General features: G+C 71.3%; 17 protein-coding genes, 2 tRNA genes and 2 pseudogenes. 9 read left to right on the top strand and 12 right to left on the bottom strand.

Annotated features, from left to right (window positions below; translation table 11 throughout):
- Positions 1 to 311: 311 nt before the first annotated feature.
- From O7627_RS32965 to O7627_RS32955, 3 genes are all read right to left on the bottom strand, one after another.
- The gene (locus tag O7627_RS32965) at positions 312 to 3152 is read right to left on the bottom strand and encodes a hypothetical protein (RefSeq protein ID WP_278097328.1); all 2841 of its coding nucleotides are present in this window, start codon (positions 3150 to 3152) and stop codon (positions 312 to 314) included.
- Positions 3153 to 4511: 1359 nt separating this feature from the next.
- Positions 4512 to 4584 (bottom strand) — tRNA-Arg (locus O7627_RS32960).
- Between the two features lie 33 nt (positions 4585 to 4617).
- Positions 4618 to 4708 (bottom strand) — tRNA-Ser (locus O7627_RS32955).
- Positions 4709 to 4869: 161 nt separating this feature from the next.
- On the opposite strand from O7627_RS32955, the gene O7627_RS32950 reads away from it, so the two are divergent.
- A complete protein-coding gene (locus O7627_RS32950) occupies positions 4870 to 6198 on the top strand; it encodes a hypothetical protein (RefSeq protein ID WP_278097327.1) in 1329 nt (442 codons plus the stop codon).
- Between the two features lie 65 nt (positions 6199 to 6263).
- On the opposite strand, the gene O7627_RS32945 is transcribed toward O7627_RS32950, so the two are convergent.
- Entirely contained in the window at positions 6264 to 7043 is a 780-nt protein-coding gene (locus O7627_RS32945; protein ID WP_278097326.1) for a CPBP family intramembrane glutamic endopeptidase, read from the bottom strand.
- 207 nt (positions 7044 to 7250) lie between these two features.
- Here O7627_RS32945 and O7627_RS32940 point away from each other — a divergent pair, with 207 nt between their 5' ends.
- A complete protein-coding gene (locus tag O7627_RS32940; protein WP_278097325.1) occupies positions 7251 to 8366 on the top strand; it encodes a globin domain-containing protein in 1116 nt (371 codons plus the stop codon).
- Positions 8367 to 8605: 239 nt separating this feature from the next.
- Here the strand turns inward: O7627_RS32940 and O7627_RS32935 are convergent.
- Positions 8606 to 9538 (bottom strand): annotated as a pseudogene (locus O7627_RS32935) (helix-turn-helix transcriptional regulator); the annotation flags it as partial.
- A gap of 406 nt (positions 9539 to 9944) precedes the next feature.
- On the opposite strand from O7627_RS32935, the gene O7627_RS32930 reads away from it, so the two are divergent.
- Positions 9945 to 10667 (top strand): IucA/IucC family C-terminal-domain containing protein, encoded by a 723-nt coding sequence (locus tag O7627_RS32930; protein ID WP_278098530.1) that lies wholly within the window; start codon positions 9945 to 9947, stop codon positions 10665 to 10667.
- A gap of 90 nt (positions 10668 to 10757) precedes the next feature.
- Here O7627_RS32930 and O7627_RS32925 read toward each other — a convergent pair whose 3' ends face one another.
- Complete coding sequence (locus O7627_RS32925) at positions 10758 to 12560, bottom strand: hypothetical protein (RefSeq protein ID WP_278097324.1); 1803 nt, start codon at positions 12558 to 12560, stop codon at positions 10758 to 10760.
- A gap of 213 nt (positions 12561 to 12773) precedes the next feature.
- Here O7627_RS32925 and O7627_RS32920 point away from each other — a divergent pair, with 213 nt between their 5' ends.
- Positions 12774 to 13484, top strand: coding sequence for a class I SAM-dependent methyltransferase (locus O7627_RS32920; protein ID WP_278097323.1), 711 nt, complete (start codon positions 12774 to 12776; stop codon positions 13482 to 13484).
- Positions 13485 to 13558: 74 nt separating this feature from the next.
- Here O7627_RS32920 and O7627_RS32915 read toward each other — a convergent pair whose 3' ends face one another.
- Positions 13559 to 14092, bottom strand: coding sequence for a YbhB/YbcL family Raf kinase inhibitor-like protein (locus O7627_RS32915; RefSeq protein ID WP_278097322.1), 534 nt, complete (start codon positions 14090 to 14092; stop codon positions 13559 to 13561).
- 121 nt (positions 14093 to 14213) lie between these two features.
- Positions 14214 to 14753 (bottom strand): annotated as a pseudogene (locus tag O7627_RS32910) (sigma-70 family RNA polymerase sigma factor); the annotation flags it as partial.
- A gap of 84 nt (positions 14754 to 14837) precedes the next feature.
- On the opposite strand from O7627_RS32910, the gene O7627_RS32905 reads away from it, so the two are divergent.
- On the top strand, positions 14838 to 15770 hold the full coding sequence (locus O7627_RS32905) for a zf-HC2 domain-containing protein (protein WP_278097321.1): 933 nt from the start codon (positions 14838 to 14840) through the stop codon (positions 15768 to 15770).
- A gap of 14 nt (positions 15771 to 15784) precedes the next feature.
- Here O7627_RS32905 and O7627_RS32900 read toward each other — a convergent pair whose 3' ends face one another.
- Both O7627_RS32900 and O7627_RS32895 read right to left on the bottom strand, forming a co-directional pair.
- On the bottom strand, positions 15785 to 16219 hold the full coding sequence (locus tag O7627_RS32900; RefSeq protein WP_278097320.1) for a DoxX family protein: 435 nt from the start codon (positions 16217 to 16219) through the stop codon (positions 15785 to 15787).
- A 213-nt stretch (positions 16220 to 16432) separates the two neighbouring features.
- Positions 16433 to 18496, bottom strand: a complete 2064-nt coding sequence (locus O7627_RS32895; protein ID WP_278097319.1) for a VanW family protein — start codon at positions 18494 to 18496, stop codon at positions 16433 to 16435.
- A 353-nt stretch (positions 18497 to 18849) separates the two neighbouring features.
- Here O7627_RS32895 and O7627_RS32890 point away from each other — a divergent pair, with 353 nt between their 5' ends.
- Positions 18850 to 23397: an ExeM/NucH family extracellular endonuclease gene (locus O7627_RS32890; protein ID WP_278097318.1), complete on the top strand. Its 4548-nt coding sequence runs from the start codon at positions 18850 to 18852 to the stop codon at positions 23395 to 23397.
- A 73-nt stretch (positions 23398 to 23470) separates the two neighbouring features.
- Here the strand turns inward: O7627_RS32890 and O7627_RS32885 are convergent, their stop codons facing one another.
- Together O7627_RS32885 and O7627_RS32880 are read right to left on the bottom strand one after the other, a co-directional pair.
- Positions 23471 to 23887: a hypothetical protein gene (locus O7627_RS32885; RefSeq protein ID WP_278097317.1), complete on the bottom strand. Its 417-nt coding sequence runs from the start codon at positions 23885 to 23887 to the stop codon at positions 23471 to 23473.
- An 11-nt stretch (positions 23888 to 23898) separates the two neighbouring features.
- Positions 23899 to 24369 (bottom strand): hypothetical protein, encoded by a 471-nt coding sequence (locus O7627_RS32880; protein ID WP_278097316.1) that lies wholly within the window; start codon positions 24367 to 24369, stop codon positions 23899 to 23901.
- A gap of 67 nt (positions 24370 to 24436) precedes the next feature.
- Here O7627_RS32880 and O7627_RS32875 point away from each other — a divergent pair, with 67 nt between their 5' ends.
- The 3 genes from O7627_RS32875 (at position 24437) to O7627_RS32865 (ending at position 26186) form a co-directional block, all read left to right on the top strand.
- Positions 24437 to 24733: a metalloregulator ArsR/SmtB family transcription factor gene (locus O7627_RS32875; protein WP_278097315.1), complete on the top strand. Its 297-nt coding sequence runs from the start codon at positions 24437 to 24439 to the stop codon at positions 24731 to 24733.
- Positions 24733 to 25119 (top strand): VOC family protein, encoded by a 387-nt coding sequence (locus tag O7627_RS32870; RefSeq protein WP_278097314.1) that lies wholly within the window; start codon positions 24733 to 24735, stop codon positions 25117 to 25119. Before O7627_RS32875 ends, O7627_RS32870 begins: the two co-directional genes overlap by 1 nt.
- 260 nt (positions 25120 to 25379) lie before the next feature.
- Complete coding sequence (locus tag O7627_RS32865; RefSeq protein WP_278098529.1) at positions 25380 to 26186, top strand: class I SAM-dependent methyltransferase; 807 nt, start codon at positions 25380 to 25382, stop codon at positions 26184 to 26186.
- The last annotated feature ends 15 nt before the right edge of the window (positions 26187 to 26201 follow it).

Raw genomic sequence — 26201 nt, 5'->3', positions numbered from 1 at the left:
GACTTCGAGGGGGCCGGTGGTCGTCGTGGGTGAGGTCAGGTGGGAGGCGACGTTGAGGAGCGGTGCTGGCTCCGCCTCCGCCTAAAGTGCGTCGACCTCGGTACGCCCGGTTACCGCGCACGGCAGTCCCTGGCGTCTGCTCCACATGCCCGACCCCGTCGACAGGACGCCGTCCTTCGGCATCAGCGGCCCAGACAAGCGCCCTCCGAACCGGGACGGCAGGAAGGCTTGCCGCAGGACGCCGACACAACCAGAGATCCCACATGGCTCGGCTGTTGAGATCTGGCGCCCGTCTGGGAGGGGCGGGAGTTCTAGGTGGGTTGTCCGGCGCTCGGCGCCAAGACCATCATGCAACGGTCGTTGCCGCCGGTCACGACCCGGTACATGCCGTTCGGCCCGGGCAACGCCGTTACCGCCCACACCCAGCTGGTGTGGCCGGTGAGTTCGGTTAATTGGTTGCCGGTGTCGGGGTTCCAGACCCGCACGGTCTCATCGTCGCTGGCGGAGATGATGTGGTGCCGGCCGTCCGCGCGTGGCAGCACCGCTACCGCCAACACCGAGCTGGTGTGGCCGGTGAGTTCGGTGAGTTGGTTGCCGGTGTCGGGGTTCCAGACCCGCACGGTCCCATCGTCGCTGGCGGAGATGATGTGGTGCCGGCCGTCCGCGCGTGGCAGCACCGCTACCGCCCGCACCCAGCTGGTGTGGCCGGTGAGTTCGGTGAGTTGGTTGCCGGTGTCGGGGTTCCAGACCCGCACGGTCCCATCGTCGCTGGCGGAGATGATGTGGTGCCGGCCGTCCGCGCGTGGCAACGCCGCTACCGCCCGCACCCAGCCGGTGTGGCCGGTGAGTTCGGTGAGCTGGTTGCCGGTGTCGGGGTCCCAGACCCGTACCGTCTCATCGTCGCTGGCGGAGATGATGTGGTGCCGGCCGTCCGGGCCGGGCAGCACCGCCACCGCCAACACCGAGTTCGTGTGGCCGGTGAGTTCGGTTAGTTGGTTGCCGGTGTCGGGGTTCCAGACCCGTACCGTCTTGTCGTCGCTGGCGGAGATGATGTGGTGCCGGCCGTCCGCGCGTGGCAGCACCGCCACCGCCCACACCCAACTGGTGTGGCCGGTGAGTTCGGTGAGTTGGTTGCCGGTGTCGGGGTCCCAGACCCGTACCGTCTTGTCGTCGCTGGCGGAGATGATGTGGTGCCGGCCGTCCGGGCCGGGCAGCACCGCCACCGCCCACACCGAGTTGGTGAGTTCGGTTAGTTGGTTGCCGGTGTCGGGGTCCCAGACCCGTACCGTCTTGTCGTCGCTGGCGGAGATGATGTGGTGCCGGCCGTCCGGGCCGGGCAGCACCGCCACCGCCCGCACCCAGCCGGTGTGGCCGGTGAGTTCGGTGAGCTGGTTGCCGGTGTCGGGGTCCCAGACCCGCACGGTCCCATCGTCGCTGGCGGAGATGATGTGGTGTCGGCCGTCCGGGCCGGGCAACACTGCCACCGCCTGCACCCCGCTGGTGTGGCCGGTGAGGATGCGGTGAGTGGTGCCCGACCAGATAGCGGTTTGCACATGCCAGGGCCACTCGGGGTGGTCGGCGGCGAGCGCGTCAGCCAGGCGGGTTGATCGGGTCTTGCGGGCCCAAACGTGCAACCACCAGGCCCGTTGCGGGTCAGGCCAGCCGGTCCAGCCGCTGGTGATGGCGCTTTCTACAGCCGCGGCTGCGGTAGCAGCGTCGCGGGTGGTGAGGGTGTGTCGGTGCGCCAGGATCTGGCCGGGCGGGACGGCCAGGAGGAAGCCGGGATCGGACATGAGGTCGTCGAGCATCCCGGCGGCGGCAGCGTGTGCCGGCAGCCGCAGCCGGGTGTAGTCGTCGATACCGGACCAGTCGCGCCGGCCGGTGCCCGCGTCGACCGGCGGGGTCAGCCAGGTCGTGACCGCCCGGTGCGCGGCGCGCCCGGCGGTGTGCAACTGGTCGGTCAGCCCGGCGTCGACAGGTTCTTCACCGCTGGCGGGTGTCGTGGTGAACAGATCGCGCAGGCTCTGGTGGCGGACCTGGTACCGGCGGTGGCGGTCCGGGCCGGTGGTCACGTCGAGGAACGCCCGGGCGGGCCCGTCCAGCCACGCTATCAGGTCGCCGACGTCACCCGCTCTGTTCAGCACCGTCGCGAGGTCGGCGCCACTGATCGGGCGGCCGAGGGCGGCGAGCACGGCCAGGGCGGGCAGATGCAGCCGCCGCCAGTCGGGAAGTACCGCCCACCGGTGCTGGATCTGTAGTTCGTAGTAGCCGCGCAGCCCGTCCGGCAGGCACGCGACATCATTGGGCGGGCGCAGGCCAGCGCGGATCTCGTCCAGAACGTACCGCAGATAGATCCACACTCCGCGGCAGCGATCCAGCAGCGTCGCGACGAACACCGCCGCGGGCACCCGGTGCTCGGCCAGCACGCGGGTCAGGGCCGGGTCCGGGGTGGGGCCGGTGGTCGCGGCGTGCAGGTAGGCGGCCATGTCGGCCAGGTTGTCGGCGCCCTCCACCTCGATCTGCGACCAGCCGACCCGCAACGGATCCCGCAACGCGACCAGCGGAAGACCGTAACGGCTGGTCGCCACGATGTACGCCCCCGCCGGTAGCGAGTCCGGCGCCGGCAGGCCGAGCGGGATCCCGGTGCCCATGCCCGCGGGATCCGGGCCGGCCTCGTCCAACCCGTCGACGACCAGCACCAACGGCCGACGCTCAGCCGGGGCGAACCGCTCGTCGCGGGCCGCCACCGCCGCCCGGATCACCTTCGCCAGCCAGTCCGGCCGCTGCGCCGCCACCGGGAACACATCCCCCGGGGTAAACCGCCCCGCCAGATCCCACGCCCCGATCAACTGCGCGGCCAGACTCTTACGCGCCTCCACCGGATCACGCGCCCCGCCATCCAACCGCGTGAAGTGATACGCACACGGACGGGTCCACACCAGATGCGCCGCCAACGCGCTCTTGCCCACCCCGGCCTCGCCCCGCACCACCACATACCCGCGGTCAGTGGACGCGATCCGCTCATCAATCCCGGCGATCAACCCGGCACGGCCCTGAAACCGGGCAAGATCCAACTGCTCGGACAACGGCGCCGGATCGAAGATCGCATCATGCAGCCGATCGAACCGACCAACCGTGACCTGCACATACATCGGCCCGGTATGCACCGACCCGGTGATATCCCGACCCGCCACCACCGCACCCGGCGCCAGCTGCCAACCCGAGCCCACCCGCTACCGACCCGATCCCCGCCGACGCGACCACCACGACCCGCTACCAGTCGTGTCGACGTCCGCTCCCTCGGTGATGTCCCGACCCGCCACCACCGCACCCGAACCGACTCCAGCCCCCCACGTCAACGAACCACCACCAGTTGCGGACCCATCCGTCCGGACCCGGCCACCGATATCCCGGCCCGCCACCACCGCACCAGCACCGACAGGCCGATAAGCCCTAGCCGCGTCCCCCGCCAACCAGCCCGCCAGAACCGCGCCCACCAGCGTCAACACCCCGGCCGCAACCCACCACTGCCAACCACCCTGCAACCGGTTGATCACGGCACTGTTCACGGCGGCCAACACCACCCCGACACCCGCGGCCCAGGCAACCCGCCGACCAGACACCCACCCACCCCATGATCACCAGAAGCTTCGATGCTGACACCGACAGTCAAAGCGTAAACCGCGCCGGCAACGACACCTGAACCCCAACCCGACACCAACTAAATGCCCGCCAACGGCGCCGAGGACCAGCGATCCCCGCCGCCGAGACAGCGCGAACCGCACCGAGCACCCGTCGCCGCTGCCGCGATGACCGGTGTTGCCGGTGTCGTCGCGGCGCTGACCGCCGGACTGGAGCGCCCGCGCCGATGCCGCGCCGCGGTGGCTGATGCGGCCGAGTCACTCGCTCAAGCCCACCGTCGCCTGGCCGAGGTCGGTGCCGGCTCGACCGACGCCCGTCTCCACGCCGCGAAGAACCTTCTCGTCCAAGCCGACGGCCGTCTACCCGACGCGGCCACGGACCCCACCACGGACACCCGCGCGGTCGCCGACTACATCGCCCTGATCGGTGCCCACCTACCCGCTACAGAAATCGGTGCCCACCTACCCGCTACAGAAATCGTTGAGGCCACCGGCGAGCCGAGCTGGCGCCGATTGGCAATCTTTACGACGGACCACCGACCACGGCGACGTCCTTGCCGCTGAGACCGAGCAGCCTTGCCTGAATGTGCCGTCCGCTCGTTCGACACCGCACGACCTCATTAAACGAAAGGTTGACCATGGAGAGCAGCGACTCACTCACAGAGCGCCATCCCACTATTTGGGCTTGCGTGCAGGCAGGGCACTCCATGATCAAGACCCACCTGGACGGGACAGGTCACCGCCGGACTGGCCGGGACGCGAGGGACGCTCGTCGCACGAGCACCCACCGAGCACCCAACCATCCACAAGGGACGAGACAAGCGAGGAGCCTGCCTGCCAGTCCGGCAGGTCAGACCCCTGATGATCTTGCGCGCCCGAAGGGACTCGAACCCCTAACCTTCTGATCCGTAGTCAGATGCTCTATCCATTGAGCTACGGGCGCAGTGCTCGGCCAGTCTACACACCGACCTTCGCGCGGAGACTCCGGGATTCGAACCCGGGAGGGGCTTTAAGACCCCAACCGCATTAGCAGTGCGGCGCCATAGACCAGACTAGGCGAAGTCTCCCGGGTGGCCAGCAGACCACCGCCGACCGAGAATACAGGTGTCCGGCGGTCCGGGGCAAAGCGGCCACCCGTCGCCCGGAGCGCCGGTTCCCTCCTCCCGGACCTGATGATCCACTTCTACCAGGGTGAACAGCGGGCGCATCGGGACTAGGCTTCCGTCACATGGAGGAGCAGCCGTCGCGGGACCAAGCTGGGGACCCGCCACCGAACCGTCAGCGCGGGGCGAAGGCGGCTTTCACCCCGCCCGAGACGGACCGGTCGCCGCAGGCGCCGGCTCCCCGATCCCGGCCCCGGAAGGCGCCGGCGGTCCTCTTTCAACCTCCCGCCGAGCAGGCCGACACCCCCGCCGTAGGCCCACCAGCGCCGAACCCGCCGATCAAGGGCGCCGAATCCGCCGAGAGCGCGCCACGGCAACGCCGGTCCCGGCGCGCCGCCGACGGCGCGGCGGCGGCGGCGCGGAGCGAACCGGCCGCGGCCGAGCCAACGACCGAGACGAGCCCCGACCCGAGGAAGCCGGCGGTCGAGGGCCCTCCCGCCAAAGCGACTCCGCGCAAACGGACCGCCGCCAAGAAGGCCGCGACGGCCAAATCCAGCCCGGCCAAGGCCGCGACGGCCAAGGCCACCCCGGCCAAGGCCACCCCGGCCAAGGCCACCCCGGCCAAGGCCACCCCGGCCAAGGCCAGCCCGGCCAAGGCCGCGACGGCCAAGGCCAGCCCGGCCAAGGCCGCGACCCCGAAGACCGCCCCAGTCAAGGCTGCTGAATCCACGGCCCAGGCCACGGTCACGAAGCGAGCGAGCGCCGCATCCCGCCGGGCGTTGCCCGACCCGGTACCCGCCCCCGAGCCGGTGCGCCACCACCCGCTACCCGCGAAAGCCTTCACCGACGTACTGCCCCAGCTTCTCGATCATCCCGAGCAACTGCCCGAGCTGCTGGCGTTGTCCGCCGTCGACGTCCTGGGTCCCGGCGCCGCGGATTGGGCAGACCGGCTGCGGGAGAGCTATCCGGGTGCGTCCGCCGACGGGCTGGCCCGGCTGGCCACCCGGCGATATGTCCGACTCGCCGGGACGGGTGGGGCGGCGTCCGCGGCGGCCGGCCTGTTCGCGCCACTGGCCGGCCTCGCCACCCTGATCTGGACCCGGGCCGGTCTGGTGCTGCACCTGGCCGCCGCCTACGGGATCGACCCGGCCGACCCGGAGCGCGCCGTCGACCTGCTGGTGCTCACCGAGATCCACCCGGACGACGACAGCGCCCGCCGCGCGCTCTCGCTCGCCCGCCGGGAACCTACGGACGGCTCTCCTGCGCTGCGCGACTTCGCCGGCGCCGGTTCGCGGCTGGGCGTACCGCTGGCGGTGCAGGCGGGCGGCTGGCTCGCCCTGCGGTACATGTCCCGGTTGATCCCCGGCGTGGCCCTGCTGGCCGCCGGCGCGGCCGGGGCGGCCGGCGCGGAGCGACTCGCCGCCCGCGCCGAGGCCCGCTACAAAAGGCGCTGACCAGCCAGAACCAGCCAGGAAACCGGCAGCACCAGAGAAGGAAACTGGCAGGAGCGGCCGGACCGTCAGAGCCAGTCGAACCACTCGCGTGGCAGCAGGGCGTACCCGACGAAGGCGACCACGTCCAGCAGGGTGTGCGCGATGACCAGCGGCAGCACCCGCCTGGTCCGCAGGAAGAACAGGCCGAGTACCACTCCCATGATCACGTTTCCGACGAACGCGCCGAATCCCTGGTAGAGGTGGTAGGAACCGCGCAGCAGCGCGCTGGTGGCGAGCACCGCGCCGACCCGCCAGCCCAGCTCCCGCAGCCGGGTCATCAGGTACCCGACGACGATCACCTCTTCCAGGATGGCGTTCTGGGTGGCGGCCAGGATCAGCACCGGCACCGTCCACCACAGGTCGGGGAGCCCGGCCGGCACCACGCTGGCGTTGATGCCGAGCGCCGCCGCGGCCCAGAACAGCCCGATCCCGGGCAGGCCGATCGCGGCGGCGAGCGCCGCGCCCCAGGCCAGGTCCCGGCCGGGCCGTCGGGGGTCCAGGCCGAGCGTCGCTCGCGCGTCGCCGGGGTCCCGGTTGAGCAGGTGTACGGCGAGCAGCACCGGAACCAGCGCGAATGCGATGCCGAGCAGCTGGTACGTGAGGTCCAGCCAGGGCCGGGCCGACTGGGAGGCGTTGAGGGTGGCGGTCTGCTGCGAGAGCGGCCGGTCGGCGGTCAGCCGGGCGACGATGGTGACCGTGGCGTAGATGGCCGACTGCCCCAGGGACAGGCCGAGGACGAGTAGCACCTCGGTGCTCAGGACCCCTCGCGACAGCGGCTGCCGGGGTGGGGCGAGATCAACGGTCACCCGCATACTCTGCCCGATCTCGCCGCCGGGGCGCTCCACCGCCCGCCCGGCTCGTCCCGATTAGCCGGATAACGTCACTGATAGCGATCGTGGTCGCACACTCTGTGCGACCCGGTGTGTCTCCGTCTGGCGATCCTGGTTGCGGCGCGCGCCCCCCAGCGACCACCCCGAACGCCGCGGACCCTGGAGCTGATCGAGAAGGGTGTCATGGATAACCTCGCGCAGCTGTTGAAGGAGAGCTGGATCCTCGTCGAGGATCAGCGGGACAAGGTCGCTGGATACTTCTACGCCCGGATGTTCCTCTCCGACCCGCGCCTGCGGGATCTCTTCCCCGTCCAGATGGACGGGCAGCGGGACCGTCTCCTGGAGGCGATCGTCACCGCCGTCCAGAACATGGACGACCCGGAGCGCCTGGACGACTACCTGCGCTCGCTGGGCCGGGACCACCGCAAGTACCACGTCCGGCCCGAGCACTACGACGTGGTCGGCGCGGCCCTGCTCGACGCGCTGCGGGCCTTCGCCGGCGACCAGTGGAGCGTCGAGTACGACCAGGCATGGCGGGACGCGTACCAGGTCATCTCCGACAAGATGCTGGCCGGCGCCGAGGATGATCCGAACCCGCCGTTCTGGCACGCCGAGGTGCTCAGCCACGAGCGGCGGGGTGCCGACGTGGCGGTCATCACCTGTCAACCGCTGCTGCACCGGCTGCCCTACCGCGCCGGCCAGTACGTCAGCATCGAGGCGCCCCGCTACCAGCCCCGGCTCTGGCGGACCTACTCGATCGCGAACGCCCCGAACGACGACAACACGATGGAGTTCCACGTCCGGGCGGTAGGCGCCGGCTGGGTCTCCAGCGCCCTGGTCCGCCGGGTCCGCCCCGGCGACCTGCTCCGGTTGGCAGCGCCGATGGGCTCGATGACCCTGACCGAGGATTCCGACCGGGACGTGCTCTGCGTCGCCGGTGGGGTCGGGCTCGCCCCGATCAAGGCGCTGGTCGAGGAGCTGACCCGGGAGAACCGGTCCCGCTGGGTGCACGTCTTCTTCGCCGCCAACACCCGGGACGACCTGTACGGGTTGACCGAGCTGTACCACCTGGCCGCCCAGCATCCGTGGCTGTCGGTGGTGCCGGCCTGCAGCGCCGACCCCGGGTTCGCGGGGGAGCGCGGCGAGATCTCCGAGGTGCTCGACCGGTACGGCCCGTGGACCACGCACGACTGCTATGTCTCCGGCTCGGCGGCACTGGTCCGGACCGCGCTGCGGACGCTGGCCGAGCACCGGGTGCCGACCGGCAACATCAGGTACGACGCGTTCGGCGACGTCTGACCCAGAAGCTACCCTTCCCCCCGAAAAAGCCTGGTCTCGGGCCCTGCCGGCAGGGCCCGAGACCAGGTTCGTGGGTGGGGTGGGAGCGTTCACTCCAGTGGTCCGCGACCCCCCTGCGCCGGCAGCGCCGAGTCACCGGAGGTGATCCGCTCCTCGGGGTCGGGTGCCTCGCCGGGGATCGGCTGGCTCGGGATGATCGCCCGGCCGGCCGGCGCGGATCCGCCAGCAGCGGCGGGCTGGGCCCGGTAGCGCCACTCCAGTCGGTACCGGGCGTTCAGCGGCGGGTCCTCGGTGGACCACTCGAACAGCGCCCGGCCGTCCTCGTCGTGCCGCTGCGGCGGGGTACGCAGCGGCCCCTCCTCGGCGGACAGTGAGGTCTCCACCCCCCAGACCTGCGGGTCGAGCTGCAGCGGCAGGCTCAGCCGGATGGCGAGCCGCCGGGTCGGCAGTCGCACCGCCCGCTGGAACCACTGCCCCCACTTCTCCTCCGACACCGAGTAGGTGTACTCGATGGTGACCCGCGAGCCGGGATAGAGGGGGAACCGGCCGTCAGCGTTCTCGAAGAGCAGCCACGCCTCCTTGAAGGCGTCCCGGTCGTGCTTCTTTCGCCATTCCATCGGCTCCCGGCTGCCGTGGTCGTCGCAGTGTGCCCGCAGGTCGAGTTCGGCGAAGGTCAGCGGGTGGTCCCGGTGGTGCCGGTTGGACCGGCCCGGGTCGGCCGGGAACCGGTCGACCGCCAGCCGGACCAGATAGCGGGTGACCGGCTCGGTGCCGGCGTTGTAGAGGGCCCGCCGTACCACGCAGCGGTACCGGCCCTCGTGGTACGAGAGACTGGCCAGCTCGTGTTCGATGATCAGCCCGGTGCCGGGTGGCATCCACTGCTCGGGGACGTGCGGGTCGCGCTGGGCGGCGCTGCCGGAGCGGGCCTGCCGGAGCACGTCGTACTCCTGGAAGCGCTGCCAGATGGCGCCGGACGCGCCGAGCACGGCCTCCGCCCGGCGGGCGAAGTCCTCGGTGGGCCGGTGGCGCCGGCCCTCGACGTGGCTGACGTAGGAGGGGTCGAAACCCATCCGGGCAGCGAGCTGTTTCTTCGTCATGCCCCGCTCGAGCCGCTGACGGGACAGCTCGGCCGCGAACGAGTCGGCAGCCCGCTCGATAGGCGAGGTTGTCATCATGGTCCTCATGGCCGGGAATTTCAGTTTGAGTGCCGAGTCGCTCAGCGGGACACGACTGGCGCGTTAACGACATTTGGCTTGACAATTACTCCATCCTTGTCGATCCTCCCGCCACCCTGGGTGGCCCACCAAATTCAGCTACCAATCGTGACGAACGTCCCCCGTGGCTCCGTACTCTGGTTAGCCTTGCCTTAGTGGGTTATGGTTGCCCGTCGGCATCGGCCAGGGAGGGTGGAGTCCAGGTGACAGCGGTAACGCGAGGCCACGAGAGGCGATGTGCCGGCAGGTCCGGAACCGCCCTTCCCGGTCTCAGCGTACTGTCCGAGACTGGCCACACAGCGTGACGACACTCCTCGATGGCCGCGCCGCGCCACTCGCTCCCGTCACCTCGACCCTGCGGGCGATGTTCGGCACCGACGATCTGCCCGGCCTCGCGCCCGGCCTGACCGTGGCGGACGAGGCGGGCTGGACGCCGGCCACCGAGCTGGTCGACGGCACCCGGCTGCCGCAGCTGCTCGATGCCGCCCGGCACCGCTGGAACGCCGCGCCGCACGCGGCCGCCGCGCTGGCCTGGAAGGCGTACACCTATTGGCTGGCGCTGCCGGCGGTGCTGGGCTGGGCGTCCGCCCGGCGGGTCCCGCTGCTGCGCCCCGCCGACGTGCTGATCCACTTCGAGGACGACCAGCCGCTGCTCACCCTGGGCCTGCGCCGCTGCACCGAGGTGGCGGTGTTGCCCACCGACCCGCTGGCGCTGGCCGGGCGGCCGGAGGTGCGGGTGGTCGCCGACGAGGCGGCCCTGCTGGCCGCGCTCCGGGAATCCCTGCTGGACCAGCATCTGACGCCGATGCTGGACTCGATCCACGACCGGGTACGACTCGGCAGCCGCACGCTGCTCGGCTCGGTCGCCTCCGGGGTGGCGCACGGCGTCCTGCGGGCGGCCGACACGCTGCCGGGTTCGTCGGCGCAGCACATCGGCGCCCTGCTCGACGCGCTGGACATCGGCGACCTGATCGAGCTGGTGCCCGGTCCGACCGGCGAGCTGACCGTACAGCGCCGGACCTGCTGCCTCGCCTTCACGCTGCCGCAACCCAAGATCTGCGCCGGCTGCTGCATCCGCCCCTCCTGACGCCCGCCAGACCGGCAGGGCACCGTGCCGCTGGGTCAGCCGGCCCAGCGGGCCGCCGGAGAGTCGACCCGGGCCGAGAGGCGGGGCCGATCAGCCGGTGATGGCGCGGACGTCCCAGATCCACACCCCGCCGGTCAACGTCGGCTCGAACCCGCTCAGCGCCGTCATGCCCTGCCGCAGCGCCAGCTCGTGCGGTTGCGGCGCCAGCACCACCACGCCCGCCCGCCAGTGCCGCAGATCGGCGCTGAACGCGGCGCGCAGCCGCTCGTCGACCGGCGGCACCTGACCGGTCCGGCGGATCCGGTCGAAGAACCGGTCGGTGGGGCGGGGCGGTGCCGAGAACCGGCCGGTGCGGTCCGGGTCGGCGGCCGGCCCGAGGAAGTAACCCCGCGGTAGCCGTAGGTCCAGTCCGGTGACCGCGGACCAGGTGAGCGGCTGGGCGTAGTTGGCGTCCGGCAACGGCAACGGCACCACCGTCCGGCCGCCGTCGGCGTACTGCCGCCAGGCGCCGCTGGTGACGAAGTCCGGCACCGGCGGGCGGTCCCGGGTGGGCAGCGGGGTCGGCGCGAGCGGCAGCAGCGCCATCACCAGCACGGCCGTCAGCCCGTTGCGCAGGGCCGGCCGGGGGACCGCCCGCGGCAACCGCTGGCAGCCCAGCGCCAGCAACAGGCCGGCGACCGGGGTGATGGCCAGCGCCCACCGGGTCGGCACCACCGAGTCGAGCACCGGAACGGCGTCCAACGCCGCCCACGGGCCGGGCACCCCGGTCTGCCGGCCGGTCACCCTGATCCTCGACCCGAGCGACAACGCGGCGAAGACCAGCCCGGCGCCGGCCAGCCCGATCACCACGGCGCTGCGGCGCAGCCAGGCGACCAGGACCACCAGTAGGACGACAAGCGGCCAGCCGAAGAAGGCGTTCTCCTCGCTCGGGTTCTGCCGCAGCGGCTTGACGGCGGCCGGGTCGCCGGCCAGCGACTCGGTGGAGAACGCCACGAAAGAGGCGAGGTCGGCGCCGTAGTCCCGGACCGACGGCGGCAGACCCCGGTACGACTGGGCCCCGGCGAACAGCTCGTGCAGCGGATAGCCGAGCAGCGTCCCCGCCACCACGGCGGCCACCCCGAGGGCGGCCAGGAACGGCCGCCAGCGCCGCCGCAGATCCGCCCGCCGGGCGGCCACGATCACCACGAACACCCCGAGTCCGACCGCGGTGAGCAGCAGGATCTCCAGGTTGATGAAGGCCTGCGCGGTGACCAGCAGGCCGAGCAGCACGCCGTTTCGCAGCCACCGGTCCGCCGTCAGCCGCAGGGTCCGCCAGATGATCAGCGGTACGAGAAACTGCGCCACGATGTTCGGGTGGCCGTTGGCGTGCGACACCATGGCGGGGGAGAAGGCGCAGAAGCCGGCGCCCACCCAGGCCGCCGGCCGGGGCAGGGCCAACGGCCGGGTCAGCACCAGGTACCAGGCCAGCGCCGTGCCGACCAGGACCGCGGTGAGCAGCACGGTGAACGCGGCCCGGGGGCCGGCGAGCAGGGTGACCGGCGCCATCGGCAGGGTGAGCGCGAGCACCGAGGTGTTCGCCATCAGGTTCACCCCGTCCGGCACGTTCATCTGCGCCGAGTGCAGCGGGTCGGTCGGGGCGCCCACCAGCCGGCCGCCGTGCGCCAGCATCCAGGTGAAGAAGGCCTGATCGGTGGAGTTCGACCGGAGTTCCTGCCCGGGGTCGGCCCAGAGCCGGGCGGTGAGCCAGCCGGCCAGCGCGACGAAGCTCACGCCGGCGGCGGCGTCCCCGAGCCGGCCGCGCCGGACATCGGGCGGGGTGGTGGTGACCCCGGCCACGGTCCGCGCCGGTTCGTCGGCGGGCGGTTCGACGGTGGTCGACTGAATCGTAGCCATCTGGCTACCAAGAGTAGGTAACTCGGGCGTAACGTGATATTCCTTCACCGGAACTGGCGTCATATGTACCGATACGTCCAGTGCGAGGGTCACGACCGTGCTTCAACTCGGTGGATCAGGCCGCATCCGCGCCCCAATTTCCCTACGGTCGTCGTAGATGGTTCACTCTGTCGGACCGCTGCAGGTCGGGTTCAGATCGTGAGGAATCGACGCATGGTAGAAATAACAGGAGATCAGCGGGTTCAGGAAGAGGTGCTCGAAGGTCTCGCGACCGCGGTCAACCACCGTCGGTGGTTCGTCGAGCTGGCCCTGCCCTATCTCGGCGACAACCCGATCGAGATCGGCAGTGGCCTCGGCTACTACGCCATGGAGTGGGCGCCCTACCTCAGCCGGTTCACGGCCACCGAGGCGGACCCGGACCGGCTGATCGCCCTCAAGGAGCGGCTCGCCGGCGAACCGAAGATCGAGGTACGGCAGATGCTGCTGCCGCACTCGGAGCGCGGTGACTACTCCGCCGCCGTCTCCTACAACGTGCTGGAGCACATCGAGGACCACGTCGGCGCCCTGCGCAGCATGCGGGAGCTGGTCCGGCCGGGCGGCGCGATCGTGCTGATCGTGCCGGCGTTCGAGTTCGCCATGGGCCCGGCCGACATCGCCACCGGCCACGTCCGCCGCTACACCAAGAAGACGATGCGGGCCGCGCTCACCGAGGCCGGGCTGACCGTCGAGAAGCTGCACTACGCCAACGCGCTCGGCCTGATCGGCTACTACATGGCCACCAACGTCTTCCGGCTGATGCCGAAGGAGGGGCCGATGGTGAAGGTCTACGACACCCTCGTGCTCCCGGTCACCAAGTGGGCCGAGCAGCTGGTCCGCCCGCCCTTCGGGCAGTCGGTGTTCGCCGTCGCCCGGGTGCCCGGCTGACCGCTGCGCGCGGGCGACCCCGCCGACCGATCCGACCGCCGGTGCCGTGCCGCACGGCACCGGCGGTCGTCCGGTCACTCCTTGATCTGGTACGTGGGGCGGATGACCGCCCGGGCCAGGGTGTGGAAGGCCAGGTTGAAGCCGACGACCGCCGGGGTCGCGGCCGGCGTCAGGTCGAGGGCGGGCACGTCCACCGCGTGTACGGCGAAGACGTACCGGTGCGGGCGGTCACCCGCCGGTGGCGCGGCACCGCCGTACCCCTGCTCGCCGTAGTCGTTGCGGACGCTGAACCCACCCGCGGCCGTCTCGGAGCCGGCACCCCGGGGTAGTTGGGTGACCGACGCCGGCAGGTTGACCAGCACCCAGTGCCAGAAGCCGCTGCCGGTGGGCGCGTCCGGGTCGTAACAGGTCACCACGAAGCTGCCCGTTTCGGCGGGGTGGTCCGACCAGGCCAGCTGCGGCGAGAGGTTCCCGCCACCCACGCTGTGGTGGGCGAAATCGGCCGGCATCGGCTCTCCGTTGGCGACGTCCTCGCTGGTCAGCGTGAACGACGGGACCGGCGGCAGCAGCTCGTACGGATCGGGCGCGACGGGTCGTTCCAGGCTCATCTGGGGTCCTCTCCTCGGCGACGGTGACGTTCTGCCCCTTTCTACCCCGTCGGACCCGGCCGTCCCGCCGGTGCCACTCGCCGATCGACCGCAGGTGTCGGGGCGGGCCCTCCGCAGCCCGCAGGGCGGTCACCAGATCCTGCCGGGCCCGGGCCACCCGGGACCGGACGGTGCCGACCGGGCAGCCGCAGACCTCGGCCGCCTCGGCGTAGCTGAGCCCCACGATCTGGGTGGCCACGAACGCCTCCCGCCGGTCGGCGGGCAGGTCGCGGACGAGCTGCCGCAGGACGACCATCTCCTCGACCCGCGGCCCGGCCTCGACCTGCGTCGCCTCGGCGGCCGACTGCCAGTCCGGGCCGGCGGCGGATCTCGGCCGGCGGACCAGCGTCCGCACGTGATCCGCGGCGACCCGGCGGGCGATCGCCAACAACCAGGTACGCGCCGAGGACCGGCCGGCGAAGCTCGGCAGCGCCCGCATCGCCCGCAGGAAGGTCTCCTGGGCCAGGTCCTCCGCCTCGCCGGCGTCCACCAGGTGGGCCAGGAACCGGTGGACGGACTGCTGGGTGGCCCGGATCAGGGCGGCCGCCGCGACCCGGTCTCCGGCTGCGGCGGCCAGCGCCCACCCGGTGATCTCCGCGTCGTCCGGCTCGGTCGGAAACATGCTGCGAGGTTAACGGTTCGGCCACGGTTGCGACGACCGCCACCCCACGGGAACTGGGCGGCGCCGCTGTCCGACTATGGAGACATGGGCTGTGAGCAGTGGCGTGAGGCGTTGTCCGCCCAGTTGGACGGCGAGGAGAGTGCCGCCGAACGGGACGGGATCGACGCTCATCTGGATGGCTGCGCGGACTGCCGGGACTGGCTGGACGGCGCGGCGACGGTGACCCGGTTGGCGCGGACCAGCGTGGTGACCGAGCGGCCGGACCTGGACCTGGCCGCGGCGGTGCTCGCGGCGTTGCCGCCGCGCGCCACCCAGTCGGCGGGGACCACCCCGCCGGCCGGTGCCGCCCGCGGCCGGTTGGTCGGACTGCTGCGGACCGGGCTCGGCGTACTGGGCGGGGTGCAGCTCGTGCTGGGTCTGGCTCAGGTGGGCGGGGGCGGCGCCGGGACGCACACCCACGCGAACGCGGGCCTGACGGCGACGGCGGGGCACCTCTGGCACGAGTCGGCCGCCTGGAACGTGGCCATCGGCGCCGGCTTCCTCTTCATCGCCGTCCGCCGGACCCGCCCCACCGGTCTGCTCCCCACCCTCAGCGCGTTCGTCGCGATGCTGGTGCTGCTCTCGGTGAGCGACCTGGCGGCGGCGATGGTCGAGCCGGCCCGCCTGATCAGCCACGGGTTCGTACTGGCCGGCTATCTGATCGTGGTGGCCCTCTCCCGGCCCGGGCTCGACCCCGGGCAGCCGCCGACCGGCCAGCGACCGGACCGGCCGGCCTGGCGGGTGCGGTTCGCCGATCCGCCCGCCGCCGCACCGCCGGTGCGGCTGGTCCGCCGCCAACCGACCACCGGACTCACCGGCCAGTCGGCCGGGCTGGTCGAGCCGGCCGGGCCGACCTGGCTGGTCGAGCCGGGCGGGCAGCAGAGGCCGGGTGCCGGGCGCTCCGGTGCGGCGATGCCGGCCGTGGCCGGGCGGCCGCCGCTGCCCGGTCAACGGACCGGACAGCGGCGCGCCGCCTAGCGGAGGTCGGGTCATCAGGCGCGGCTGAGCGCCTCGGCCCGCTCGGCCGGCTGCCGGCGCTGCAGTGCCGCGTCCAGCGACCAGGGGCCCGCGCCGAGCGCGGCCACCACCAGGAAGGACCAGCAGAAGAGCGCGGCCAGCTCGCCGCCGTTGTTCAGCGGCAGCAGCCCGTCCGGCTGGTGCACGACGAAGTAGGCGTACGCCATCGAGCCTGAGCAGACGATGGCCGCGACTCGGGTGCCGAGCCCGAGCAGCACGAGCAGTCCGCCGACGAACTGGATCAGGGCGGCCCACCAGCCGGGCCAGGTGCCGATCGCGATGGCCTCGCCAGAACCCCGGTTTCCGCCGAAGATGCCGAAGAGGGAGGCCGCGCCGTGCAGGGCGAACAGGAGACCGACGACCACCCGGAACAGGGTGGTGACGAACTCGGTCAGACGGGCAGGGATCATGGGACGCTCCTCGTGGTGAAGCGGTAACGAATACGGGTCCCACGGCGAGATCAGGTTAGCGTCAAGTATCGAAATCTGTCAATATTATTACGATCTTGCATGCGCTGTTCGTGCCAGCGCTGCCGCAGAACCCGTCCGGGACGGTATCCGGCAAATCTCAACGAAATCTTTGATCGTCCCGCCCTGCCGGGGACAGTCCTCGGCCCGTCGCGGCTAGGGCTTCTTCGCGCAGATGAACTTCGGCTCGGCCTCGTAGGTCCAGGAGAACTTCTCCCGCTTGACCTCCTTGCCGTCCTTGCGGAAGACCCGGAACGCGTCCTGGGAGAAGCCCTGGCTGCCGCTGGCCGCGATGCAGTTCGGCCCCGGTTCCAGGTAGACCGTCTTCGGGCTGGTGATGTTGCGCCGAGGGCCGTAAACCGTGGAGACCTTGTCCCAGATTTTGGTGCTCCAGACCGACACGGTGATCGAACTGCCCGTCCAGGAGGTGTCGAGCAGCACCCCGTACTCGGTGTTGTTGCGGAACTTGAAGTCCAGGTTCGGGTAGAAGATCGTCGACTCGATGACCGCCGGGTAGCGGCTGAAGTAGTACGAGTGCGGCTTGTGCTCGACGTCCTCGAGGCCGGCGTAGTACGTGGCGTTGAAGAGCGTGGTGGTGAACTGGGAGACCCCGCCGCCGACCCCGGGCACGAGCTTGCCGTCGAGGATGACCGGCGCGTCCTTGTAGCCCTGGGCGTACCCGCGCTCGCCGGTGTGCTTGTTGAGCGAGAAGGTCTCACCCGGCTTGACCAGGGCGCCGTCCACCTGCTTGGCCGCCTGCACGATGTTGTGGCTGCGCGGCGAGGAGAGCCCGCCGGTGAAGTTGGTGGTGAAGGTCGAGACCCGCTCCTTCACGCCGAGCTTGGAGAGGTCCTCCGTGGTGGTCTTCGGGGCGATCGTCTTCATCGTGCCCCGGACCTCACGCCCGTCCGCCTTCGGCAGCACGCCGAGCAGTTCGCGGCTCAACGCCGCCGTGTCCACCTGCTGACCACCGCTGCTGGCGAGCACCTTCGGCTTGCCGCCCGCGATCGACATGGTGGCTTCCTTGGGCTTGACCTCGACGTCGGCGAGCTGGTCGGTGAGCGCGGCGCGCAGCTTCTTCTCGTCCACCCGCGGCTCGATCCTGCCGGTCTTGTCGGCGGTCAGGATCAGGCTCTTCGCGATCGCGGCCGGCGGCACCGAGAACTGGCCGCGGTCGGTGGTCACCCGCACCGGGGCGGCCACCGCCGGCTTCGCCAGCTCGTTGACCAGCCGGTCCACCTCCTCGGTGCTGGTGGCCGGGAACTTCTCGACCAGCGGCACCTCGACCGGTCCGACCTCCAGCCAGCCGTCCCGTACCGCCTGCGCCGACTGCTCCTCGGCCAGGTCGATGCCCGGCTCGGGGTAGGTCGGCTTGGGCGTCGTGCCGGAGAAGGTGATCGCCGGCATCTTCATCCGCTGGCCGTCCTTGCCGACGATCGCCCGCAGCTTCTCGTCCAGCCGGACCGGATCGACGGTGACCACCGGGTCGACCTCGTGCGAGCCGAACAGCCGCCCGACCGGGGAGGGGTTGCTCTCCGCGCTCCTGGCCACCGTCGCGTCGACGTCCACCGCGAGCCCGACCTCGGCCGGGATGATCTCGCCGGTCTTCTCGCCGATCCGAACCGGCACCGGGGAGCCGAAGGTCTCGGCGCGCCGGGCCAACTCGGCCTGGAGCGCGCTGGCCGCCTCCGCGCGGCTCTTGCCGCCCAGCTCCAGGCCGAGCACCGTGGTCCCCCGCGGCACCTCGCCCGCGTACGCGTAGCTGGCGGTGCCGCTGCCGGCCGCGATGACGGCGACGGCGGCGGCGCCGGCCAGGATCAGCCGGCGGGCGCCGCGCTTGCGGCCCGGCCCGGTCGCCGGGCCGAGTGGCTCGGCGGGCTGGGCCGGCGACTCCCCGGCCGGGTCGGTCGCCGGCAGGCTGAACACCTGGGTGATCGCATTGCCGTCGCGCATCCCGGCTCGATCCACCGTGCCCGCCGGACCGGTCGTCGGACCAGGCGGCGTGGCGGAACCGGGGGGCGTGGCGGGGCCGAACGGTGTGGCGGACCCGGAGGGTGCGGCAAGAGGTGCGCCGGGGCCGGGGGGCGTGGCCGGGCCGCGCTGGGCCTGCCGGGGGATGGCGCGGGTCAGATCCGGCCGTCCGGCGTCCGCCGGTACGCGCGGGATCTGGACGGTCGGGGCCTCGTCGGCGGGCGTCTTCTTCTCGCCGTACAGACTCACAGGGCAACCTCGTTCAGGGGCGGATCAGCGGAGCGGCACAGGGATGTGGTCGGCTCCCGCTGAAGCTCGACTGGACGGTTACGTCGGCGACCGGACGCCTTCGTTGGCCAGGCGGGGACAGGTTAGTTGACCACCATACCGGCAGGATCGGCCCGCCGCCGCCCCCGGTTGGGCCGGAACCAAACACCCGCAGGTCACCGCCGTGGGGCCAATCGGTCCGAACCTCGCACCCGAGCCGGAATAGATACCGTTCCGTACACCTCTCATCCCTTGTTTCGACATCGTTGCCGCTTATGCTCCTCCGGATCTACCCCCTTACCGGAGGTTCAGTTTCTATGCGCCGGAACAGACGCATGCGCTCACTCCCCGTGCTGGGCGTGCTCATCACCAGCGGTGCGCTCAGCCTGACAAGTGCCGTGCCGGCCATCGCCGCGCAGCCGACGGCGACGCCGTTCATCAGTGAGATTCATTACGACAACGCCGGCACCGACACCGGCGAGGCCATAGAGGTCCAGGCGCCCGAGGGCTTCGACCTGACGGGTTGGCAGATCGTTCTCTACAACGGTGCGAACGGCGCCGCCTACGGCACGCGTACCCTCTCCGGCGCGGTGCCGGCGGCCGGTGTGGTGGTGGAGAACTACCCGACCGACGGAATCCAGAACGGCGCCCCGGACGGGATCGCGCTCGTCGCTCCGGATCAGACGGTGGCCGAGTTCCTCAGCTACGAGGGGACGCTGACCGCGGCGGGCGGCCCGGCGAACGGCACCACCAGCACCGACATCGGGGTCGCCGAGTCCGCCAGCACCCCGGTCGGCCACTCGCTGCAGAAGATCGACGGTGCCTGGACGGCGCCGGCGGCGCACACCTTCGGCACCCGTAACGGCGGCGGCGACCCCGACCCGGACCCGGATCCCGACCCGGTCGGCTGTGACGGCACCGCCAGCCACACCATCGCGCAGGTGCAGGGCACCGGCGACGCGACCCCGCTGGCCGGCACCCGGGTCACCGTGGACGGCGTGGTCACCGGCGACCACCGCAGCGGCGGCTACAACGGCCTCTACCTGCAGACCGCCGGCAGCGGCGGCGGCCGTACGGTGGCCGCCGGCACCGCCTCGGACGGCATCTTCGTCTACCTGACCAGCAACTCCGCCAACCACCCGGCGGTCGCGATCGGCGACCTGGTCCGGGTCAGCGGCACCGCCAGCGAGTTCAACGGCCTCACCCAGGTCAGCATCGCCGGCCAGGCCGACGTGCGGGTCTGCGAGCAGGGCGTCGAGCTGCCCAGCCCGGTCGCACTCAGCCTGCCGCTGGACGCCCCGGCCCGCGAGTCGGTCGAGTCCATGCTCGTCGCGCCGGTCGGCCCGTACGCCGTCTCCGAGGTCTACAACCTCAACCGGTTCGGTGAGATCGCGCTGACCGCCGGTGACGAGCCGGCCACCATCCCGACCGACGTGGCCCGCCCCGGCACCCCCGAGGCGCAGGCGGTCGCGTCGGCCAACCGGCTCGGCCGGCTGCTGATCGACGACGGTCGAACCACGAACCTGGCCTCCGCCGGGCTGCTGCCGCCGTACCTGTCGAAGGAGAACCCGGTCCGGGTCGGCGACGCCGTCGAGGCGTTCGGCCGCACCGTGCTGTCGTACGGCTTCAACGAGTGGCGGCTGCAGCCGACCACCCCGGTCGACGCGGAGACCCCGGCCGCCGACCGGACCACCTTCAAGGTCGTCAACCCGCGTACGCCGGCACCCGTCGACGTCGGCGGCGACCTGCGGGTGGCCAGCTTCAACGTGCTCAACTACTTCGTCCACTTCGGCGGCGACGCCCGCGGCGCCCCCGACGAGGCCGGCCTGGCCAAGCAGGAGGCGAAGATCGTCGCGGCGATCAGCGCGCTCGACGCCGACGTGGTCGCCCTGCAGGAGATCGAGAACTCGATCCGGTTCGACGCCGCCGACCCGCACAAGGCGCTGGCCCGCCTGGTCGGCGCCCTGAACGCGGCCGACGGCGCCGGCACCTGGGACTACGTCCGCAACCCGGCCGACCTGCCGGCGGCGGCCCAGCAGGACGTCATCACCAACGCGATCATCTTCAAGCCGGGCGCGGTGCAGCTCGACGGCCCGTCCCGGTCGGTGAACGACGAGACGGTCTGGTTCAACGCGCGCGAGCCGATCGCGCAGACCTTCATCGCCGGCGGGGTCACCTTCTCCGTCATCGCCAACCACTTCAAGTCCAAGAGCTCGTCGGACTCGGCGACCGGCGACAACGCCGACAGCGGCGACGGCCAGGGTGCCTTCAACGGCGACCGGACCCGGCAGGCGCAGGCGTTGGCGGCCTTCGCCGCGCAGGTCGCCGCCGACAGCGGCAGCGACGAGGTGCTGCTGCTGGGCGACTTCAACGCGTACACCCAGGAGGACCCGGCGCACGTGCTCTACCAGGCCGGGTACGCCGACCTGAACGACACCGGCCGGACCAGCTACGTCTTCAGCGGCGAGTCCGGATCACTGGACCACGCGCTCGCCTCGGCGTCGCTCGCCGAGCGGGTCACCGGGGTGGACGTCTGGCAGATCAACGCCCACGAGTCGTACGCCTACCAGTACGACGGGGTGCCGTCGTACTACACGGCCGACCCGTACCGGGCCAGCGACCACAACCCGATCGTGGTGGGGCTCAGCACCGGGGCGACCGGCCCGGTGGACCTGCAACTGCTCAGCATCAACGACTTCCACGGCCGGCTGGAGTCGCCGGGCAACGCGCCCGACGGGCGCCCGATCGGCGGCGCCGCCCAGATCGCCGGGCTGGTCAACCAGCTCCGGGCGGAGAACCCGAACACCGCGTTCGTGTCGGCCGGCGACAACATCGGCGCCTCCACCTTCATCTCGGCGATCGACGACGACAACCCGACCCTGGACTTCCTCAACCAGGCCGGGCTGGCCGTCTCGGCGGTCGGCAACCACGAGTTCGACAAGGGGATGGCCGACCTCACCGGCCGGGTGACCGACCGGGCGGACTTCCCGTACCTGGGGGCGAACGTCTACCGCGACGGTGCGCGGGCGCTGCCGGCGTACGCGATCGAGACCCTGGGTGGGGTCCGGGTCGGCTACATCGGCGTGGTGACCGAGCAGACCGCGTCGCTGGTCAGCCCGGACGGCATTGCCGGCCTGGAGTTCCGGGACGCGGTCGCCGAGGCGAACGCGGTGGCCGACCAGCTCTCCGACGGCGACGACACCAACGGCGAGGCCGACGTGGTGGTGCTGCTCACCCACGAGGGGGCGGCCACCGAGAACATCGACTCCGCCGAGGCGCTCGCCAGCGACCCGGTCTTCGGCCGCTACACCCGGGCCGACGCCGACATCGACGTCATCTTCAGCGGCCACACCCACCAGCCGTACGCGTTCCTGGTCCCGGTGCCGGGCACCGACACCTCGCGCCCGGTGGTGCAGGCCGAGGACTACGGCAAGCGGCTCGGCAAGGTCACGCTCACCTACGACCCGGCGTCGGACGCGGTGACCGCGGCCGTACCGGAGCTGGTGACCGTGGTCGGGGCGCCGCAGGACCCGGCGGTGGCCACGATCGTCGCGGCGGCCAAGGAACGCGCCCAGGAGCTGGGTCAGCGTCAGCTCGGCTCGATCACCGCCGACATCCGGCGGGCGTACACGGACGGCAACGAGGACCGGGGCAAGGAGTCGGTGCTCGGCAACTTCATCGCCGACGTGCAGCTCGCCGGCACCAGCGACCCGGGCCGGGGTGGGGCGCAGATCGCGTTCATGAACCCGGGTGGTCTCCGCGCCGACCTGGTCTACAGCCCGGACGGGGTGGTCACCTACTCGGAGGCGTTCTCGGTGCAGCCGTTCGCCAACGACGTGGTGACCAAGACCTTCACCGGCGCCGAGATCAAGCAGGTGTTGGAGCAGCAGTGGCAGCCGGCGGGGGCGTCCCGGCCGGTGCTCTGGCTGGGGGTCTCGGACGGCTTCTACTACACCTACGACCCGACCGCGGCGCAGGGTTCGCGGATCACCTCGATGTCGTTGAACGGCACGCCGATCAGCCCGACCGGCAGTTACCGGGTGACGGTGAACTCGTTCCTGGCGGCCGGCGGTGACAACTTCACCGCGCTGGCCGGCGGGACCGACCGGACCACCACCGGCGACAACGACCTGACCATGCTGGTGAACTACTTCGCGGCGAACTCGCCGGTCACGGCCGACACCGAGCCCCGTTCGGCGGTCGGCCAGGGCGAGCCGGAGACCCCGGAGTGCACCACCACGATCACCGGCCGGCGGACCACGCCGCTGGTGGTCTCCAGCGGAGTGACCTGTTTGGACGGTGCGACGGTGTCGGCGAAGGTGACGGTGGCCGAGGGCGCCTCGCTGATCGTCGACGGTGGTCGGATCAACTCGCCGATCGTCGCGACCGCCCCGGCCTGGCTGTCGGTGACCGACGCGGTCGTGTCCGGCCGGATCGCGGTGACCGGTGGTGAGCGGGTCGCGCTGGCCGGCGGCACCATCTCCGGTCCGGTGAACGTGAGCGACGTCGGGTCGTTCGCGCTGACCGGCACGAAGGTCTCCGGGCTGGTGATGGTGACCGGATCGGATTCGGTGACGCTGACCGGCGGCACCGTCTCCGGGCGGGTCATCGTCTCCGAGTCCACCGGCCCGGTCCTGGTCGAGCAGGGCAAGCTGACCGGCGGCCTCTCGGTCACCCGGAACACCGGCGGCGTCCGGGTCGACGCGGTGACGGTGGCCGGTTCGGTCAACGTGCACGACAACACCGGTGGCGAGGCGGTGGTGGTCGCCGCGAGCAGTGTGAGCGGTTCGCTCTACTGCGGCGGCAACGACCCGGCGCCGGTCGACGAGGACCGGCCGAACACCGTGAAGGGCATCGCCACGGGCCAGTGCCGCAGCCTCTGATGCGGTAAAAGCTGACCCGACCAACAATCCCCCGGTCCGGAACCACAAGGTCCCGGACCGGGGGATTCCCCGTTCAGCCAGGCGGGGTGGCAGACCAGTACTCGGTCAGGATCTCGATGGCCTGCTCCCTGGTCACTCCGGCGACCTGCCGTTCGGGCATCCCGACCCGGTGGATCAGCAGGTATGCCAAGTCTGCGGGGAGTGCTTCCGCCGGTGCCTCGGGTTGACCCCGATCGGGTTTGACCCCCTCGTGAACGCACCGCCAGAACTCGTCCCGGGACACCTCCAGTTGGTCACGAAGGATGTGCTGGGCCATCGACGAGCCGTAGGTGTCGCGATTGACCGGGCGGCTTATCCGGGTCCGCAGCACCCGACCGTCGAGGAGCCCCAACTCGTAGGTCTCGTGGTGGCTGGTGGCCGTACCGCGAGCGCGGCGGACCTGGCTCCAGCCTTCGACGTGGCAGAACCGGGCGTGATCCGCCCGGCTCATTGCTGGGTGACTCATGCCGCGGTAACGCCCGTTTCGGCTCCGACCAGCCAGTCGCGAAGTTGCTCGTCGGTGCTGAGCCCGATGAGCTGCACCAGCGCCCAGTTGGCGGCGTGGTTCGGTGCTTCGGAGAGCCGATCGTGCCAATCCTCCGCGTACTCGCGTAGAGCGTTAACCATGTCGTCGACCGCCTCGTCGAGGCTGTTGCCGTCGGCGGCGAGCGGGAGGCCGGGAAGGAGCACCGACCAACCACCGGCCTCTGCGACAACCTGTGCCCGGAATGGGGCCGAGGTGGCGAGCAATCGCTGGAGGCGCCGAGCGTCGACGACCGCCAGCCGGTCGGTGTCCCGTCGTACCGATGCGACATGCCCTCGGCGCGCGGCGTCGAGCAACTCTCGGAAGTGTGCCCGGGCCTGGGAGTAGCTGTCGTAATCTGCCGATGCCATGAAGGCGGCCTCCGATTCGGGAACGGTCTCCGTCAGCATCTACCCGTACGCGACGTACGTCAAGTACGTCTGACACCGGGGTTGATATGCAAGTGGTTGCTTGCCTATGCTGCTTGGCGTGGGAGATGTCTTCAAAGCTTTGGCGGACTCCACCCGGCGCAAGATCCTCGACGAGCTGGCCGATCGCGACGGCCAGACCCTGTTCGAGATCTGCAGCCGACTGGCCATGAAACACCAGCTCACGTCCTCGCGGCAGGCCATCTCCCAGCACCTCGACGTGCTGGAGGAGGCCGGCCTGATCGAGACCCGACGCGAGGGCCGGTTCAAGTTTCACCATCTCAACAGCCAGCCGCTGGAACGCATCGCCGATCGATGGCTCCGGCGCGACCAACGGGAGAACTGATGCGAATCAACCTGACCAGCGTGTTCGTCGACGACCAGGAGAAGGCGCTGCGCTTCTACACCGAGAAGCTCGGCTTCCTACCCAAGAACGACATTCCGATGGGGGAGTTCCGCTGGCTGACCGTGGTGTCGCCGGACGACCCGGACGGCGTCGAGCTGGTCCTGGAGCCCGACGCGCACCCGGCCGTCAAGCCGTTCAAGGAGGCGCTGGTGGGCGACGGCATCCCGTACAACTCGTTCGCCGTGGCGGACGTGCACGCCGAGTACGAGCGGCTGCGGGAGCTCGGCGTGCGCTTCACCCAGGAGCCGACCGACATGGGGCCGGTCACCACCGCCGTCCTCGACGACACCTGCGGCAACCTCCTCCAGATCGCCCACCAGAAGTAGGCCGGCGCCCCGGGGGGACGGGCGGGAACATCCGCCCGCGCCCCGGGCACGGTCAGCCCTCCCGCCGACCGTCAGCCCCGCTGGCCCCGTTAGCCCCGCCGGCCCTCCGGCTCGGCCCATGGTGTCCCGGACCCGCTCACGGGTCCATCCTCCGGCACCGGCTACCAGGTGTCGACCGGATTCATATCCCATATGGCGGGATTATTGTTCCGAATATTAGGATGACGGATAGCCTTGGGGCAACGGTGAGGAGGCTGCAGATGGTGACCCGCAACGCGTACACGCATGGGCATCACGAGTCGGTGCTCCGGTCGCACCGGTGGCGGACCGCCGAGAACTCGGCGGCGCACCTGCTGCCGTACCTCGAATCGGGGATGTCGCTGCTCGATGTCGGCTGCGGCCCGGGGACCATCACCACCGACCTGGCCGCGCTGCTCGCGCCGGGCCGGGTCACCGCCGTGGAGACCACCGAGGACGCGTTGCGGCTCGCCCGCACCGAGGCCGCCAACCGGGGTACGCGCAACATCGACTTCGCGGTGGCCGACGTGCACGCGCTGGACCTGCCCGACGCCAGCTTCGATGTCGTGCACGCCCACCAGGTGCTGCAGCACGTCGCCGACCCGGTGCTGGCGCTGCGTGAGATGCGCCGGGTCTGCAAGCCCGGCGGGCTGGTCGCCGCCCGGGACAGCGACTACGCCGCGTTCGCCTGGTTCCCCGCCCAGCCCGAGCTGGACGAGTGGTTGGCGCTGTACCGGTCGGCCGCGCGCGCCAACGGCGGCGAACCCGACGCCGGCCGCCGGCTGCTCTCCTGGGCCCGCGCCGCCGGCTTCACCGACGTCACGGCCACCGCCAGCACCTGGTGTTTCGCCACCGACGCCGACCGAGGGTGGTGGGGCGGCATGTGGGCCGATCGGATTCTCCACTCCGACCTGGCCAACCAGCTACTGGCCAGCGGCGCCGCCAGCCGGTCCGACCTGGACCGCATCTCCACCGCCTGGCGGGACTGGGCCGCTGCGCCGGACGGCTGGCTCAGCATTCTGCACGGCGAGATCCTCTGCCGCGCCTGACCTCTCACGATCAAC

The organism is Solwaraspora sp. WMMD1047, from assembly GCF_029626155.1.
Taxonomy (GTDB): domain Bacteria; phylum Actinomycetota; class Actinomycetes; order Mycobacteriales; family Micromonosporaceae; genus WMMD1047.
The sequence above is the reverse complement of the archived record's forward strand: the minus strand, read 5'-3'. Positions and strand labels throughout refer to the sequence as shown.

Bases quoted from the DNA above. Each gene is read 5' to 3' on its own strand.
- O7627_RS32880 (WP_278097316.1), bottom strand. From the start codon at position 24,369: ATGCTGACGGAGACCGTTCCCGAATCGGAGGCCGCCTTCATGGCATCG.
- O7627_RS32890 (WP_278097318.1), top strand. From the start codon at position 18,850: ATGCGCTCACTCCCCGTGCTGGGCGTGCTCATCACCAGCGGTGCGCTC.
- O7627_RS32950 (WP_278097327.1), top strand. From the start codon at position 4,870: ATGGAGGAGCAGCCGTCGCGGGACCAAGCTGGGGACCCGCCACCGAAC.
- O7627_RS32870 (WP_278097314.1), top strand. From the start codon at position 24,733: ATGCGAATCAACCTGACCAGCGTGTTCGTCGACGACCAGGAGAAGGCG.
- O7627_RS32900 (WP_278097320.1), bottom strand. From the start codon at position 16,219: ATGATCCCTGCCCGTCTGACCGAGTTCGTCACCACCCTGTTCCGGGTG.
- O7627_RS32865 (WP_278098529.1), top strand. From the start codon at position 25,380: ATGGTGACCCGCAACGCGTACACGCATGGGCATCACGAGTCGGTGCTC.
- O7627_RS32875 (WP_278097315.1), top strand. From the start codon at position 24,437: ATGCTGCTTGGCGTGGGAGATGTCTTCAAAGCTTTGGCGGACTCCACC.
- O7627_RS32940 (WP_278097325.1), top strand. From the start codon at position 7,251: ATGGATAACCTCGCGCAGCTGTTGAAGGAGAGCTGGATCCTCGTCGAG.
- O7627_RS32905 (WP_278097321.1), top strand. From the start codon at position 14,838: ATGGGCTGTGAGCAGTGGCGTGAGGCGTTGTCCGCCCAGTTGGACGGC.
- O7627_RS32885 (WP_278097317.1), bottom strand. From the start codon at position 23,887: ATGAGCCGGGCGGATCACGCCCGGTTCTGCCACGTCGAAGGCTGGAGC.
- O7627_RS32965 (WP_278097328.1), bottom strand. From the start codon at position 3,152: ATGTATGTGCAGGTCACGGTTGGTCGGTTCGATCGGCTGCATGATGCG.
- O7627_RS32915 (WP_278097322.1), bottom strand. From the start codon at position 14,092: ATGAGCCTGGAACGACCCGTCGCGCCCGATCCGTACGAGCTGCTGCCG.
- O7627_RS32920 (WP_278097323.1), top strand. From the start codon at position 12,774: ATGGTAGAAATAACAGGAGATCAGCGGGTTCAGGAAGAGGTGCTCGAA.
- O7627_RS32925 (WP_278097324.1), bottom strand. From the start codon at position 12,560: ATGGCTACGATTCAGTCGACCACCGTCGAACCGCCCGCCGACGAACCG.
- O7627_RS32930 (WP_278098530.1), top strand. From the start codon at position 9,945: ATGTTCGGCACCGACGATCTGCCCGGCCTCGCGCCCGGCCTGACCGTG.